The organism is Verrucosispora sp. ts21, assembly GCF_002879555.1.
GTDB classification, from domain to species: Bacteria; Actinomycetota; Actinomycetes; order Mycobacteriales; family Micromonosporaceae; genus Micromonospora; species Micromonospora gifhornensis.
The window spans coordinates 1-14,739 of record NZ_PNOZ01000012.1 but is presented as its reverse complement, the minus strand read 5'-3'; the positions used below and the strand labels follow the sequence as shown (position 1 = coordinate 14,739).

Sequence of the window (14,739 nt, the reverse complement as noted above, 5' to 3'; positions counted from 1 at the left end):
GGTGGAGGACTACTACGAGTATCGGCACACGGTCGGTTTCGAGGAGACAAACCTGGTCGGCAACGTCTACTACGTCAACTACCTGCGTTGGCAGGGCCGTTGCCGGGAGATGTTCCTGCACGACAAGGCGAACGATGTCCTCGATGACCTGCGCAGCGATCTCAAGCTGTTCACGTTGAAGGTCGACTGCGAGTTCTTCGCGGAAATCACCGCCTTCGACCAGTTGGCCATTCGTATGCGGCTGGTCGAACTCGCCCAGACACAGATCGAATTCAGCTTCGACTATGTCCGGATGCATCCCGAGGGCGAGGTGCTGGTCGCCCGCGGCCGGCAACGGGTGGCCTGCATGCGGGGGCCGAACAACCGCACCAGCCCGTCCCGGGTGCCGGAGGCGCTGGCCCGGGCACTGGCGCCCTACCGGGTGCGGGCGCGGGCGGCATAGCGATCCACGGGAGGTACACGTGAACGTCCAGCCAGAGCCCACCGCCGAGCCGTGCGATCCGGTCCAGTTGCGCCGTGCGTTCGGCACGTTCGCCACGGGCGTGACCGTGGTGACTGTGGGCGGGGAATGTCCACACGGGATGACCGCGAACTCGTTCACGTCGGTCTCCCTGGATCCGCCCCTGGTGCTCATCTGCGTCGACCAACAGGCGATCATGCATCGCAGCCTGATCGAGTGCGGCCAGTTCGGGGTCTCCGTCCTGGCCGCACACCAGGAGCCGGTGGCCCGGCACTTCGCCGACCGCCGACGCCCGTTGGGCGCCGCTCAGTTCGACGCGGTCGACTGGGTGCCGGGCCGGCTCACCGGCGCCCCGCTGATCGTCGGGGCGCTGGCGCACTTCGAGTGCGAGCTGTGGCGGTCCTACGAGGGTGGGGACCACACCATCTTCGTGGCCAACCTGCTCGCGGTCCGTCGGGAACCCGAGGCCGACGGGGTGCTGTTCGTACGTGGCCGGTTCCGGCAACTCGACCGGAACGGCATCGACGTGGCTGACGGTGTGCCGGCATGGCAGGCCGCGGCCCGAGGCGGGGTGACGGGATGACCATCGCAGGAGCGCGGCGGGTCACGGCGGGACCGACCGGAGCGGCGATGCTGCGTACGCTCTGGCAGCTCGCCCAGGACCGGCTGGGCATGATGCGCACTGCGGCCAGCTACGGCGACGTGGTCCGGCTCGGGCCGAGTTTCAAACGGCTCTACTTTTTCAATCACCCGGACCACGCCAAGTACGTGCTGGCCGACAACAGCCAGAACTACCACAAGGGCGTCGGACTGGCCCAGGCCCGGAGGGCCCTCGGCGACGGCCTGCTCACTAGCGAGGGTGAGCTGTGGCGCAAACAGCGGCGGGTGATCCAACCGGCGTTCCAGGCCAAACGGATCGCCGCTCAGGCCGGCGTGGTCGTCGAGGAGGCCGTCGGGCTGGTGGACCGGCTACGGGCGCACCGCGACGGCGCTCCCGTCGACATCGTCAAGGAGATGACCGGGCTCACCCTTGGTGTGCTCGGTCGTACGCTGCTCGACAGCGACCTCAGCGAGCACCGCTCGGTGGGCCACTCCTTCGAGGTCATGCAGGACCAGGCCATGTTCGAGATGGTCACCATGGGTTCTGTGCCGACCTGGCTGCCGTTGCCGCACCAACTGCGGTTCCGGCGGGCCCGGCGGGACCTGCAACGGGTCGTCGACGCGTTGGTCGCCCAGCGGCGGGCGCGCGGCGAGGAGGGCGACGACGCGCTGTCCCGGCTGATCGTCTCGACGCGGCAGGAGGCCGACCCCCGGGTGGGCCGGCTGCGGATGCGCGACGAACTGGTCACCCTGCTGCTGGCCGGTCACGAGACCACGGCCAGCACGCTGGGCTGGACCTTCCACCTGCTTGACCGGCACCCGGAGGTGCTGGAGCGGGTCCGCGCCGAGGCGGTGGAGGTGCTCGGCGACCGGCAGCCGGTGTACGAGGACCTGGCCCGGCTGCGGTTCACCGCACAGGTGATCAACGAGGCGATGCGGCTGTACCCGCCGGTGTGGATGCTCTCCCGGATCGCCCAGCAGGCCGACGTGATCGGCGGCTACCACGTGCCGGGCGGCTCGGACGTGCTGATCTGCCCGTACACCCTGCACCGGCACCCGGAGTTCTGGGACGACCCGGACCGGTTCGACCCGGACCGGTTCGACCCCGCCCGCCCGAACGACCGGCCGCGCTACGCGTACGTGCCGTTCGGCGCCGGACCACGGTTCTGCGTGGGTAACCACCTGGGACTGATGGAGGCCACCTTCGTGACCGCCATGGTGGTGCGGGAACTGCGGCTGACCGGCGACCCGGCGTACCAGGTGGTGCCCGAACCGATGCTCTCCCTGCGGATCAAGGGCGGCCTGCCGATGCGGGTCACGGGGGTCTCCTGACCGATGGCGCGATGAACGGACGGCGTGCCGCCGCCGACGGCGGCACGCCGGCACAAGCCCGGAACACATTGACGATGCGCACCGTCGCGATGCATTTCGCTGTGCACCAGCAGCGGCCGCACGCGGCGGTAATGCGGTGTGTGCGGGGTCGGAAAAGCAGTCGAAAATGGCCCCATTCTGCCGGCTGAACTGCTCGATGGGGCAACCGTCATAGCCGGTATTCGGGATCGCAATTATTGAGAAGGCCGCCGCAATTCCACATGCCACGATTCGTCCGTGGCAACGAGCGGAGAAACGACGCTGACCGGCGACGCCGAGGTGACGGTCGAGCCAGGCCCCACCTCCTGGGTGCAGGACGGTGTGTGGTTGCTGGAGCAACTCGCCCCGTACCGGGGTGTGCACCGGTTGGTCCGTACCTGGCACGTGCACGGGACGATCGACGTGCCGGCGCTGCGATCGGCCTGGCGCACACTGCTGGATCGGCACGAGGTGCTGCGGACCCGGCTGGTCGAGGTGGACGGCGTCCCGCAGCCGGTGGTCTCCGCCGACACCAACGGCGCGTTCGTCCACGTCGACCTCGGGCACCTGGCCGACGCGGAACGCGAACGCGCCGTCGACCGGGTCTGCGCGGCGGCCGCCTCCGTCCCGGAGCGGGCCACCGACACGCCGCTGGCCCGGTTGACGCTGGTGCGTACCGGCTCCGCCACGCACCGGCTGGTGCTGGCACTGCATCGTGCGGTGGCCGACGACCGGTCGATCTCGATAATCGTGGACGAGCTGTCCATCTGCTACGCCGCGCAGGTGCGCCCCGGGCCGGTCACACCCGCGTCGCTGGCCCCGGTGCTGCGCTACGCCGAGTACGCCCGCTGGCAGCGTGACCTGGTGGACGGTCCCGTCGGTCGCCGGCTGCTGGACTGGTGGACCGCCCACCTCACCCCGCTGCCGCCGCCGGTGCCACTGCCCGTCGACCATGACGGCGCCACCCGCCCGGCCGGGCCCGCCGGCCTGGTGCCGTTCGACTGGGGCACCGCCCTCGCCGACCAGCTGGCCACGTACTGCCGGACCCGGTCGGCCACCCCGGCGGCGGTGCTGCTGGCCGCGGTGCAGGCGGTCCTGCACCGGTACGGCGACGACGACCGGGTGACCGTCGCGATGCCGGTACCGGTGCCACCGCCCGGGTTTCCCGCGCTCGTCGGCCCCTGCGACAACCTGCTGGTCCTTACCGCTGATCTCGGCGGCGGTCCCACCTTCAGCGAGGTGGTCGACCGGGCCGCGGCCGTGCTGCGGGCCGCCACCAGACACCGGGAGCTGCCGTTCGCGCGGCTGGTCCGGGAACTGCCCGTCGAGCGTGACCCGAGGCGGGTGCCGTTCTGCGACGTCCTGCTGGCCCTACCGGGTCCGGAGGCGGACCTGCGGCTGGCCGGTGCCGGTGTCGTGCCGACGGCGGTGACCGACCTCGGCCCCACCGTCGCGGATCTGGCGATCACCGTCCGCAGTACCTGGCCCACGGTCGCCGGCACCCTCAGCCACCGCGCGGACCGGTTCGCCTCCGCCACCGCCGCCGGCCTGCTCGGGCAGGTGCGTACGCTGCTGTCGGCCGCGCTCGACGCGCCGCACACGCCGGTGCATCGGCTCTCCCTGGACGGCCCGACGCTGGTCGGCTCGACCGACGGCCCGCGCGCCGAGGCGCTGCCCGTGCACGAGATCGTCCGACGGCGTGCCGGGCAGACTCCGGAGGCCGTCGCCGTGGCCAGCCGGGACGGCCGGTGGACGTACGGCGAACTGGAGCGCCGCACCGCGGCGGTGGCCACCTACCTGCGCGGGCTGGCCGTCGAGGGCGAGCCCGTGGCAGTGCGGATGACACCCGGGCCATGGCAGCTCGCCGCGTCCCTGGGTGTCCTGCGCGCCGGTGGTCACCTGGTCTGGTTCGGCACCGGCGACGCCGGGCGGCGCGGCCGGGCGATCCTGTCGCAGCTGCGTCCGGTCTGTCTGCTCCGGACGGGGGAGGACCCGGACGACGACCTGGCCCGCTGGTTCCGCGACGAACTCGACGGCCGGCTGCTCAACGTGACGTGCCTGCCCCGCCCGTCGACGACGACGGCGCCGGCACCGACCGACGACCTCACCCGCACGGCCTACGTGGCGTACGCCTCGGAGTGCGCCGGGCGACCGGCGGTCATCGCTCACGACCACGCGGCGCTCGCCCAGTTCGTCACCTGGATGGCCGACGCCCTGGAGTTGACGCCCGGCGCCCGGGTGGCGCAGTGGCTCGCCCCGGAGCACGCCCCGAGCCTGTGCGAGACGGTCGCCACGCTGGTCGGCGGCGGCACCCTGCATCCTGTGCCGGTCCGCATCCGGGCGCACCCGGAGAAGCTGGTCGACTGGTTGGTCCGGGAGCGCATCACCTTCCTCCAGACGGTGCCGAGCCTCGCCCGGGAGCTGCTCGGCGTCCTCGCGGCCCGGGAGCCGACCGACCGGCCCACCAGCCTGCGCCGGCTGGTGCTGACCGGCGAGACACTGTCGGATGAGGTGGTGAACGGCTTCCGGCGGGTGCTGCCGGCGACCCGGCTGGCGACCGTCTACGGCCCCGCCGAGACCATCGCGGCCACCTGGCACGAGATCACCGGCCCGGTGCCGGCGAGCGTGCCGATAGGCCGCCCGATTCCCGGACGGCAGGTGCTGGTCCTCGACGAGGCGGACCAGCCCTGCCCGACGGGCCTCACCGGCGAGATCGTGGTACGCAGCCGCTACGTATGCGACGGCTACCTCGACGACCGCGACGGTGAGCACGACGGCAGCGGCGACGATAGTGGCTGGCGGCGGGCGGCCTTCCGGGCCCCCGACGGGGAGCCGGACGACGACACCGACCTGCGCTGGTACCGCACCGGTGACCTCGGCCGCTGGCGCTGGGACGGCCTGCTGGAGTTGCGTGGTCGCCGCGATCCGGTCGAGGCTCAGCCTCGCTCTGCGGCCGGCGAGGGGAAGCGTCGCCGACCGCCCACACCGAGATCGGCAGCGGCGCGACGGCCGGTGGACAGCCCGGTGCAACGGGGCCTGGCCGAGATCTGGTCGGCGCTGCTGGGCACCGGTCCGTTCGCGGCCGACACCTCGTTCTTCGACGCCGGCGGGCACTCGATGCTCGTCCCCCAGCTCGTCCAGCGGATCCAGCGACGCTTCGGTGTCACGGTTCCGCTGCGCGAGTGCTTCACCCACCACACGTTGGCCGGCATGATCGCCCTGGTCGAGGCAGCGGAAGGTCGGGCAGACCTCGCAGCTGTCGCAGCCGCGGCACCGTAGGCGCGCCGGCGGACCGCCAGGGCGGCCGGCGACGGATCGCCTAGGAGGATGCGCCCGCCGAGGTGACGCCGTCGCCTCGTCAAGCGGCGTCGGCGGCCAGCCCGGCCTGTCGTCGGCTGATGCGACCGGTGCGGTACAACCACGCCACGGTGTCCCGGATCGTCTCGGTGACCGGGCGTGTCGGCGCAGGTACCTCCGGGCCGGTACGCAGGTCGCAGTGACAGGTGTAGACCGCGCCGTACTCGACGGGGACGTGCCAGGGCCAGATCCGCTGGAACGCGGACGCGGCGGCCCCCACCGGCAGCACCGCCGCCGAGGGCAGGTAGCCGACCGGCAACCGGCGGCCGGTGACCTCGCGTACGGCCGCGACGAACTCGCGGGTGGACAGGGTCCGTCCCGGTGCCAGCAGGCGTCGCGGACCCGACCCGGAGCCCAGCGCCGCGACGTGCAGGTCGGCCACCTCGCGGACGTCACCCACCGGAAATCCGCCGCCCGGCCAGATGGGCAGTTGCCCGCGCAGCAGCGCCCGCAACCTGGCGACCTGGTCGCCGACGTACGGGTCGTGTGGGCCCAGCGTGGCCATCGGGTAGGTGATGACCACCGGTGATCCCGCTGCCTGGTGCCGCCGGGCCACCTCCTCGGCAGCCGCCTTGGTGGCCATGTACCGCTCCCGCGGACGGCCGACAGGCAGATCCGTGGCGAGCGGAACCCCTCCGGTCGGTGCCAGGGCCACCACCGAGGACACATGCACGATCGTCTCGACGTCGGCCGCGCGAGCCGCGTCGAGCACCACCTCGGTGCCATCGACGTTCACCTGCCGCATGTGCGCGTGACGGCGGCTGTCGAACGAGTAGACCCCGGCGGCGTGCAGGACCGCGGCGCAGCCGCCCACCGCCCGGCCGACCGACCGCGCGTCGGTGACGTCACCGGCGACGGCCGCCACGTCCGCGGCGGACAATCCGAGTGGTCCGAGGGCACGCCCGACCGTGTCGGGGTCACGAACCAACAGTCGCACCTCGTGCCCGGCACGCAGCAACGCCGCGACCGTGTGCGAGCCGATGAAACCGGTGCCGCCGGTGACCAGTACACGCACGTTCGTTCCTGCCCTTCACTGGAAGCTGGGACACCTTGGACGGCACCGGTCAGCGGGACCTTCGACAAGGCGCCGAAGGACGTGCACGGTCAGCGCGCGTCGCGCGGGCTGTTCTGGTACGCGGTCAACTTCCAGCCGTCCGGGGTACGGACCAGCAGCCAGGAGGCGCGGATGGCCCGCTCGGCCGCCACCTCCGTCTCACCCGGGGCGAGCACGCCGCCCTCGGTGAGCAACAGCGCCACGTCGGGACGGAGGAAGCGGATCTCGAAGGGCTGCCCGGTGACGCGGGTCCCCTTGTAGGGGCCGGCGAAGCCCTGCGCGATGAAGTCGCGGATGTCGTCGCGGCCCTTGCGGGCCACACCGGCCAGGATCATGGTGCCGTCCGGCGTGAAGAGATCGGCGAAGGCGTCGGCGTCGTTCGCCGCCCACGCCCGCACGAGCCGTTCGGGTAGGGCCGCGACAGCGGCTCGGTCGTCGGCGGACACCTGCGGTCCGAGGCTGTTGGTGGTCACGGGTGACTCCTTCCGTCAGAGGCGCGTCAGGCCTCAGATGGTGCGGGTGTCCAGGGCAAGGTTTGCGGCATTCCAGACGTCGGTGGCTGGCACTGCGCTCTCCTTGATGTCGGCTGGTCGGCGACTCCACGCCCTGGGCACCCTGCTGCGTGCTGAGGGCGATCCCGCCGGAAGCGGGTGCCGGACGGCCGCAGCCCGTCACCTGTGAGAATTACAGTGGTGCAGCGGCCGTCGCATCTCTCCGAGTGCGTGACTGGACAGTGCTCCGCCGCACGTCAGCGCAATGATGGTCGCTCGGACCGTTGCCTACGCGCGCCGTCACCGGTCGCCGCTCGACCGAACCGCAGGCTGGGCCACGAATGGACAAGTGATCGATGAACATCGACAGGCCTGCACCGGGTCGGAGGCATTCGCAGGCACCCACCTTCGTCGTGCTCGCGCCTGTGGGACAACCGGTGCGCACACCCGAGGATGCGAGGGTGGATGCCGGCCCTACGGCCGGCGCGCCGACTGCTGATGGATGGCGAAGCACGGCCATCGCGACGTCAGTACACGCAGGACCGGCTCGGTCGGTGATCAGCACCGACCGGGCCGGTCAAGTGGTTCAGCGGCCAGTGGGCTCGTCGGGTGACCCGTCGAGGTGACCGGAGGCGGCCGAGACGGCCGGCGCGCGCCGGTGACGGGCGGGCCGACGCAGCAGCAGCGCGAGGACGACGACCAGTACCAGGCCGTCGATGACGAGGAGCGTCGCGCCCAACGGGTCGATGCCGTGGGCGTGGTCGGCGTCGTCCAGGATCGGGTCGGGGACGTCCACGATGCCCTGGGGCGGGACACCGGTGCCGACGCTGAAGCGCAGGATGCCGGTGGCGTCCTGCCCGTTGGAGAAGGTGATGTGGTAGGCGACGCTGTAGTCGCCCGGGTCGGTGAGCCGCACCGGTTGGCGCAGCCCGGTCTTCCCGTCGGTGCGCACCCGGCCGTCGTTGACCGCGTTGCCGGCGTTGTCGCGCACGGTGACGTGGGACAGCACCGAGTCGGCGCCGGTGGACAACCGGAGAGTGACGGCGTCCGGCGCGGCGGCCAGCGCGGCACCGTCACCCGGGTCGACCGATAGGACCTGGGCGACGGTGCCGTCGGACTGCCGGACGACCGCGGCGACGGTGAGGGCGACCCCCAAGGAGGCGAGGGCGGTGACGATGGCCAGCGTGCGGCGCCCGGCAGACATGATGGCCGGTCAGCTGCCGGAGTTGGTGGCGGCGAGCCGTTGACGGCCTTCCAGGGTGCAGTTGCATCGTTGCAACTGCAACTCCTGCTGGTTGGGGCGCAGGTGCAGGTACATCGCGACAAGCATCGGCAGGAACACGACGGAGTTGTAGAACAGGTGCAGTTCGACCCGGGGGATGAGGAGCTGGGCGAAGCTCGTCGGCACTGACGTACCGGGCAACAGGAAGCCGGCCTGCACCTGCAACAGCAGGAACAGGTGCTCGATGTGGTGCCAGAACTGGATCGCCAGGGCGATCGTCCACCAGGTGCGGGCTCGCCCGACGAAACCGGGACGCAGGGCGAACAGACCGATCAGCATGACGATCGCGTACCCGTAGTGCAGCCACTCGGAGCTGACCAGCCACGGGAACGGCATGCCCAGGACGCCGCGCGCCTGTGGCCGGGCCCAACCCAGCACCCAGATCTGGTACGCCTGAACCAGGTGCTCGGCCCAGTGGGCCAGCACGATGAGCATGTACAGCCCCAGAACCGCACGGTGATGCGCTTCGTTGATCGCGCCGATCACTCCACGCCGAGCGGCATGCTCCTTGGCCACTGTCATGTGGACTCCATCCAGAGAGCTGGGTAATTTGACGATTACGTTAGGTGTACGCGTACGCGATCCGCTTACTCATAATTGCGCATTTATCGATCTTTGCCGGTTGGGCGACGTCGAACTCCGCCAACCGCAGATCCGACGCGGTCGCCTGACAGGAACGCCCCGGTCCGCAGGCGAACGTCTCCGACCCGCCGGTGCCCCGCCGTGACCAGGAACACGTCACGTGTTGGTCTGCTGACCGTTAATCCACGCGAGTTTCGTCGCTGGTGCGGGTTAATCTGCGCTGCGGGTGAGCGCCCAACGGTCATGCCCGCCATCGCCGGCTGGTGCCGCCAGCGACGCCCGACGGGCACTTTCGATTCAGGAGACCTCGTGACACAGCAATCGGTCGCGGCGTCGCAGCCTGTCCCGACATCGGACAAGCTCGACGCGGCGGTTCTCAAGGTGGCGGGCGTCGTCGTACTCGGCGCGATCATGTCGATCCTCGACGTGACGGTGGTCAGCGTCGCCCTGCCGACCTTCCAGAGCGAGTTCGACGCCTCGTACGCCCGCGTCGCCTGGACGATGACCGGCTACACCCTCGCGTTGGCCACGGTCATCCCGCTCAGCGGGTGGGCCGCCGACCGGTTCGGCACCAAACGCCTCTACATGATGGCCCTGGCGCTGTTCACCATCGGCTCCGGGCTCTGCGCCACCGCCGACACCATCGGGGAGTTGATCGCGTACCGGGTGGTGCAGGGCCTCGGCGGCGGAATGCTCATGCCGCTCGGCATGACGATCATGACCCGGGCGGCCGGGCCGCACCGGATCGGCCGGTTGATGGCGGTGCTCGGCATCCCGATGCTGCTCGGCCCGATCGGCGGTCCGATCCTCGGCGGCTGGCTGATCGACGTCGCGAGCTGGCACTGGATCTTCCTGATCAACCTGCCGATCGGCCTGGTGGCCCTCGTGTACGCGCAGAAGGCCCTGCCGAAGGACAACCCCGAGCCCTCCGAGTCGTTCGACTTCCTCGGCATGCTGATGCTCTCGCCGGGACTCGCCCTGTTCCTCTACGGCGTCTCGACGCTGCCCGAGACCGGCACCTTCGCCGACACCGGGGTGTGGCTGCCCATGCTGATCGGTGCGGCCCTGGTGGTGGCGTTCGTCATCTACTCGTTCCGCCCCCGGCACCCGCTGCTGGACCTGCGGCTGTTCCGCAACCGTCGACTGACCGTGGCGGCGGTGACGATGTTCGTGTTCATCATCGCCTTCATGGGCGCCGGGCTGCTGTTCCCGAGCTACTTCCTTCAGGTGCGGGGTGAGTCGACCCTGGCCGCCGGTCTGCTGATCGCGCCGCAGGGCATCGGCGCGATGCTGACCATGCCGATCGCCGGCATGCTCGCCGACAAGGTGCCGGTCGGCCGGACGGTGCCGTTCGCGCTGTTGCTGATCATCGCCGGGTTCGCCACCTTCACCCAGATCGACGCGGACACCTCGTACGTGCTGATCTGCGGCTCGCTGTTCGTGATGGGCCTGGGCATGGGCGGCACCATGATGCCGATCATGACTTCGGCGCTGCGGACGTTGACCGGGCACGAGGTGGCCCGCGGTTCCACCCTGGTGAACATCCTCCAGCAGATCGGCGGATCCATCGGCGCCGCGGTGATGTCGGTGATCCTCACCAACGAGTTGAACAACTCCCGTCCGATCCCGGGCGTGACCGACCCGAACGGCAACCCGGTCACCGAGTCCGGCCTGGCCATCGCCGCGCAACAGCAACCGGAACTGCTCCAGCAGTTCCCGGTCGAGCCGTCGCTGATCCAGCGCGGGTTGGACTTCGCCGCCAACGCCTTCGCCACCACCTTCTGGGTGGCGTTCGCGCTCGTCGTGTTGACGCTCGTCCCGGCGGCGTTCCTGCCCCGGCGGCGCGAGCGGTCCCACCTGCTCGACGACCAGCCCGGCGACCAGCCGAAGGCGCCGGTCGTCATCCACTGATCACCTGCAGCGAAGGGGCCGCCGGAGTGTTCCGGCGGCCCCTTCGGCGTTCGCCCCAGGACCGGCTCCGGCCCGCTGTCAACCCCTCCCGGCACCCGCCAAACTCAAGATTCGGTCAACCAGGCAGGACATGGGCCGGCGAGGGCGGTCGACGCCGATACGTTGCTCCCCACACTTGCTCAAGCAGAAGGAGGGAAGAATGCGGCGCACTCGACAACGCATCGCTCTTCTCGCAGTACCCGTTCTGGTGGGAAGCGTCCTGCTGGCGGGCCAGCCGGCCGTCGCGGAGCCCGCGGCGACGCCGGCGCCGGCTACCGATGCCGAGCGCTCCCACCTGGAGCACGCGGACCACGCTGACGTGGTGCGCGTCCACCTGACCGGCTCCGACATGCTGGACGAGGTGGCGGCCGCCGGTTTCGACCTGGAACACGGCCTGACGCGGGTGCCGGACGGGATCGAGGCCGAGGTGGTGGCGACGCCCGAGCAGGTCGCCGAACTCGAGGCGATGGGCGTCCGGATCCTGGCCGAGGGCGAGGGTTTCACCTGGAGCGATGAGGCTGACGGCGGCTTCGCCGCCGCCGGCGCGCGGGTCGCCGCGAGGTCCGCTGCGGCGACCGCGTCGACCGACAGCACCGCGGCGACGAGCACGTCGACCTACAGCCACGAGACGACGGTACGCATCGCCCGCGCCGACTGGTTCACCACCAAGGGCCAGGGCTTCCTCTACGTCGAGGCGCGCACCACCGAGGGTGCGCAGACCAACCCGATCATCGGCATGCAGGTGGAGAACGACTCCGGGCCGGGCACCGACTTCGCCCTCGCCCGGACGATGAGCCGCTTCATCGACTCCGGCCAGTACATGTTCCACCGGAACCTGTTCAAGCTGGACACCCGTCCGAGCAAGATCCGGGTCACCAGCTCCACCGGTGGGGTCGCGGTCGGCCCGGTGTCCGACTGGTTGGAGGACGGCGAGCCGCCGCTGACCGACAAGCCGGGCTACAAGTGGAACCTGGTCGACGGCTACAAGCACCCGCAGCAGCTGCACGACCGGATGGAGGAGATCGCTCGGGAGAACCCGAAGATCGCCGAGATCGTCTACCTGCCGTACAAGACGAACGGCTACCAGCGTAAGGCGCAGGCCACCATCGGTGGCACCGGTCAGTCTGCGGTCGTCGTCACCTCCGCGGCCTGGGGCCACGAGGGCGGCAACGACATCACCGTCGAGTTCGTCGACCGGCCCGGCGCCAACCTGCCGCTGTCCGTCGAGGTCAACGGCAAGGCCGTACGAGTCCTGCTCGCCAAGGACTCCGCCGGTGCGCTGGCCAGCACCGCCGCCCAGGTGGCGACGGCGCTCAAGACCCAGTCCAACGGGCTGATCGACCGCTCGCACCCGTACCGCACCAACGCCGGCACCGGCATCGTGCAGCCGACGGCGCCGGTGGCGCTGACCGACTTCCTCGACCAGAAGCGCGTCGGTGCCCCCGAGGGCGACGTGCCGCGTGGCCCGAACACCGTTCGTGTTCTGCGGATCGGCAAGCACCGGGACGGCAAGAAGCCCGGCGTGCTGATCCAGGCGCAGGACCACGCCCGCGAGTGGGTGCCGGCGACGACCACCCTGGAGACCGCGGAGCGGCTGGTCGCCAACTACAAGACCGACAAGGAGACCAAGAAGATCGTCGACAACACCGACATCTTCCTGATCCCCAGCAACAACCCCGACGGGGCGAACTACAGCTTCTACAACAACGCCTCGCAGCGTCGTAACCTGACCAACCACTGCGCGGACGACAACGCCGACCCGGGTCGCCGCAACAACTGGGGCGTCGACCTGAACCGCAACTACCGGGTGGGTTCCGCGCAGGACGGTTACTCGGGCGGTTCGTTCAGCTGCACCAGCGACACGTACCAGGGTCCGGAGAAGCTGTCGGAGCCGGAGGCGAAGAACATCGTCTGGCTCGCCGAGACGTACTCGAACATCAAGTTCTTCATGTCGGTGCACTCCAACGGCGGCCAGCTGTTCTGGCAGCCGGGCTCCTACAAGGCCGACGGTCGGGTCACCACCCCTCGTCCGCCGCTGGGTGACGAGATGTTCTACTGGCAGGCCGCCTCGCGCATCCTGTCCCAGGTGAAGGCGTACCGGGAGACCGTGGTCACGCCGCAGAACGTGGGTGGCTCGTCCGACGTGCTCTACTCGTCGGCCGGCAACGTCCGCGAGGACCTGTACCACACCTACGGCATCTTCTCCTTCGGTTGGGAGGTCGGTGGCTCGATCTACAACCCGGCGACCGGCAACTGGCAGGGCGGCTCCTTCCAGCCGCCGTGGGAGGGCAACCCGGAGTTGGTCAGCGGGCACGCCGAGACCATGGAGTACGCCAACGGCATCATGGAGATGTTCCGGATCGCGGCGGAGTGGGGCAAGGACAAGAAGGCCCCCACCTCCACGCTGGTGCCGGGCGCCGGCCGGTTCTCCGGCCCGGTCGACGTGCGGTTCGAGGTCAACGAGCCGGCGACCATCTACTACACCATCGACGGCAGCCGCCCGACCCTCGACTCGCCCCGTTACAAGGCGACCGAGTTCCGGGAGCCGGGCGAGGTGTTCCACGTGACCGAGACGACCACCTTCCACTGGTTCTCGGTCGACTCGGCGGGCAACATCGAGAAGAACTACGACCCGTCGAAGGCCGACAAGCGCAACAACTTCAACAAGGCCACGATCACCATCGGTGACGCGGACCCGGAGAAGCCCAAGAAGGACAAGAAGCCCAAGAAGGACAAGAAGTAGTCCGTTCCTGAGGTATGTCGGTGCCCCGTCGGTGCGAGCTTTCGCACCGGCGGGGCACTGCTCGTCGGCGAGGAAAATTTCTCCGTCGGCTGTCGAATCCCGCCGGGCCCGTTCGACGTTCTGGTGAAGGCACCACAGATCGCCGATGAAGGAGACCCGCGCCATGCGTACGCTGATCGTCACCGAGTTCATGTCCCTCGACGGCGTGATCGACTCGCCGGGCGGTGGCAGCCACCCGCACGCCGGTTGGACGTTCAAGGACGTGCCGATGGACGAGGCCGTGTGGGAGATCAAGGCCCGCGAGGAGCAGGAGGCGGGCGCGTTGCTGATCGGCCGGGTCAGCTACGACGAGTTCGCGCCGGTCTGGCCGACCATGGAGGAGTTCGCCGAGTACAACGCGATGCCGAAGTACGTGGTGTCGACCACGCTCACCGACCCGCAGTGGCACAACACCACTGTGTTGCGGTCGCTCGACGAGGTCGCCGCGCTCAAGCAGGGCGACGGCGGCACGATCCTGGTGCACGGCAGCGCCACCCTCGCCCAGGGGCTCGCCGCAGCCGGCCTGGTCGACCGGTACCACCTGCTCATCTTTCCGCTGCTGCTCGGCGGCGGCCGGCGGCTGTTCGCCCCGGAGGGGGCCGACAAGCAGCGGTTGACCCTTGTCGAGCACGCCACGTACGGCAACGGTGTGCAGTTGGCGGTCTACGACGTCAACCACTGACCCGGTCTCGTCGGCGCACCCCCGGACACGGGGGCCGGGGGCGCGCCGACGCGGTCAGTACCCGTACCGGCTCTTGAGGTAACCCCACGCAATTCCCGGCACTCCTTGCCGAAAACCCTTTCACCCACAACACTGCCACCCCCCACCCC

The 14,739-nt window shown here is 70.1% G+C and carries 11 protein-coding genes; 7 read left to right on the top strand and 4 right to left on the bottom strand.

What is annotated here, in order from left to right; all coding sequences use genetic code 11:
• The first annotated feature begins 1 nt into the window (after position 1).
• From C1A38_RS07290 to C1A38_RS07275, 4 genes are all read left to right on the top strand, one after another.
• Positions 2–442 carry an acyl-CoA thioesterase gene (locus tag C1A38_RS07290; RefSeq protein ID WP_013733448.1) on the top strand — a complete coding sequence of 147 codons (441 nt, stop codon included), beginning with the start codon at positions 2–4 and terminating at the stop codon, positions 440–442.
• A gap of 19 nt (positions 443–461) precedes the next feature.
• Complete coding sequence (locus C1A38_RS07285; protein ID WP_102657065.1) at positions 462–1,043, top strand: flavin reductase family protein; 582 nt, start codon at positions 462–464, stop codon at positions 1,041–1,043.
• Positions 1,040–2,392 carry a cytochrome P450 gene (locus C1A38_RS07280; protein WP_102657128.1) on the top strand — a complete coding sequence of 451 codons (1,353 nt, stop codon included), beginning with the start codon at positions 1,040–1,042 and terminating at the stop codon, positions 2,390–2,392. Before C1A38_RS07285 ends, C1A38_RS07280 begins: the two co-directional genes overlap by 4 nt.
• A gap of 276 nt (positions 2,393–2,668) precedes the next feature.
• A complete protein-coding gene (locus tag C1A38_RS07275) occupies positions 2,669–5,689 on the top strand; it encodes an AMP-binding protein (RefSeq protein WP_102657064.1) in 3,021 nt (1,006 codons plus the stop codon).
• Positions 5,690–5,768: 79 nt separating this feature from the next.
• On the opposite strand, the gene C1A38_RS07270 is transcribed toward C1A38_RS07275, so the two are convergent.
• From C1A38_RS07270 to C1A38_RS07255, 4 genes are all read right to left on the bottom strand, one after another.
• Positions 5,769–6,782, bottom strand: coding sequence for an NAD-dependent epimerase/dehydratase family protein (locus C1A38_RS07270; protein ID WP_102657063.1), 1,014 nt, complete (start codon positions 6,780–6,782; stop codon positions 5,769–5,771).
• Between the two features lie 89 nt (positions 6,783–6,871).
• The gene (locus C1A38_RS07265) at positions 6,872–7,294 is read right to left on the bottom strand and encodes an SgcJ/EcaC family oxidoreductase (RefSeq protein ID WP_102657062.1); all 423 of its coding nucleotides are present in this window, start codon (positions 7,292–7,294) and stop codon (positions 6,872–6,874) included.
• A gap of 604 nt (positions 7,295–7,898) precedes the next feature.
• Complete coding sequence (locus C1A38_RS07260; RefSeq protein ID WP_102657061.1) at positions 7,899–8,516, bottom strand: copper resistance protein CopC; 618 nt, start codon at positions 8,514–8,516, stop codon at positions 7,899–7,901.
• A 9-nt stretch (positions 8,517–8,525) separates the two neighbouring features.
• Positions 8,526–9,116: a hypothetical protein gene (locus C1A38_RS07255; RefSeq protein WP_102657060.1), complete on the bottom strand. Its 591-nt coding sequence runs from the start codon at positions 9,114–9,116 to the stop codon at positions 8,526–8,528.
• 369 nt (positions 9,117–9,485) lie between these two features.
• On the opposite strand from C1A38_RS07255, the gene C1A38_RS07250 reads away from it, so the two are divergent.
• The 3 genes from C1A38_RS07250 (at position 9,486) to C1A38_RS07240 (ending at position 14,590) form a co-directional block, all read left to right on the top strand.
• Positions 9,486–11,087, top strand: a complete 1,602-nt coding sequence (locus C1A38_RS07250; protein ID WP_102657059.1) for a DHA2 family efflux MFS transporter permease subunit — start codon at positions 9,486–9,488, stop codon at positions 11,085–11,087.
• Between the two features lie 199 nt (positions 11,088–11,286).
• Entirely contained in the window at positions 11,287–13,869 is a 2,583-nt protein-coding gene (locus C1A38_RS07245) for a M14 family zinc carboxypeptidase (RefSeq protein ID WP_146017471.1), read from the top strand.
• Between the two features lie 163 nt (positions 13,870–14,032).
• Positions 14,033–14,590 (top strand): dihydrofolate reductase family protein, encoded by a 558-nt coding sequence (locus tag C1A38_RS07240; protein WP_102657127.1) that lies wholly within the window; start codon positions 14,033–14,035, stop codon positions 14,588–14,590.
• Positions 14,591–14,739: the final 149 nt, after the last annotated feature.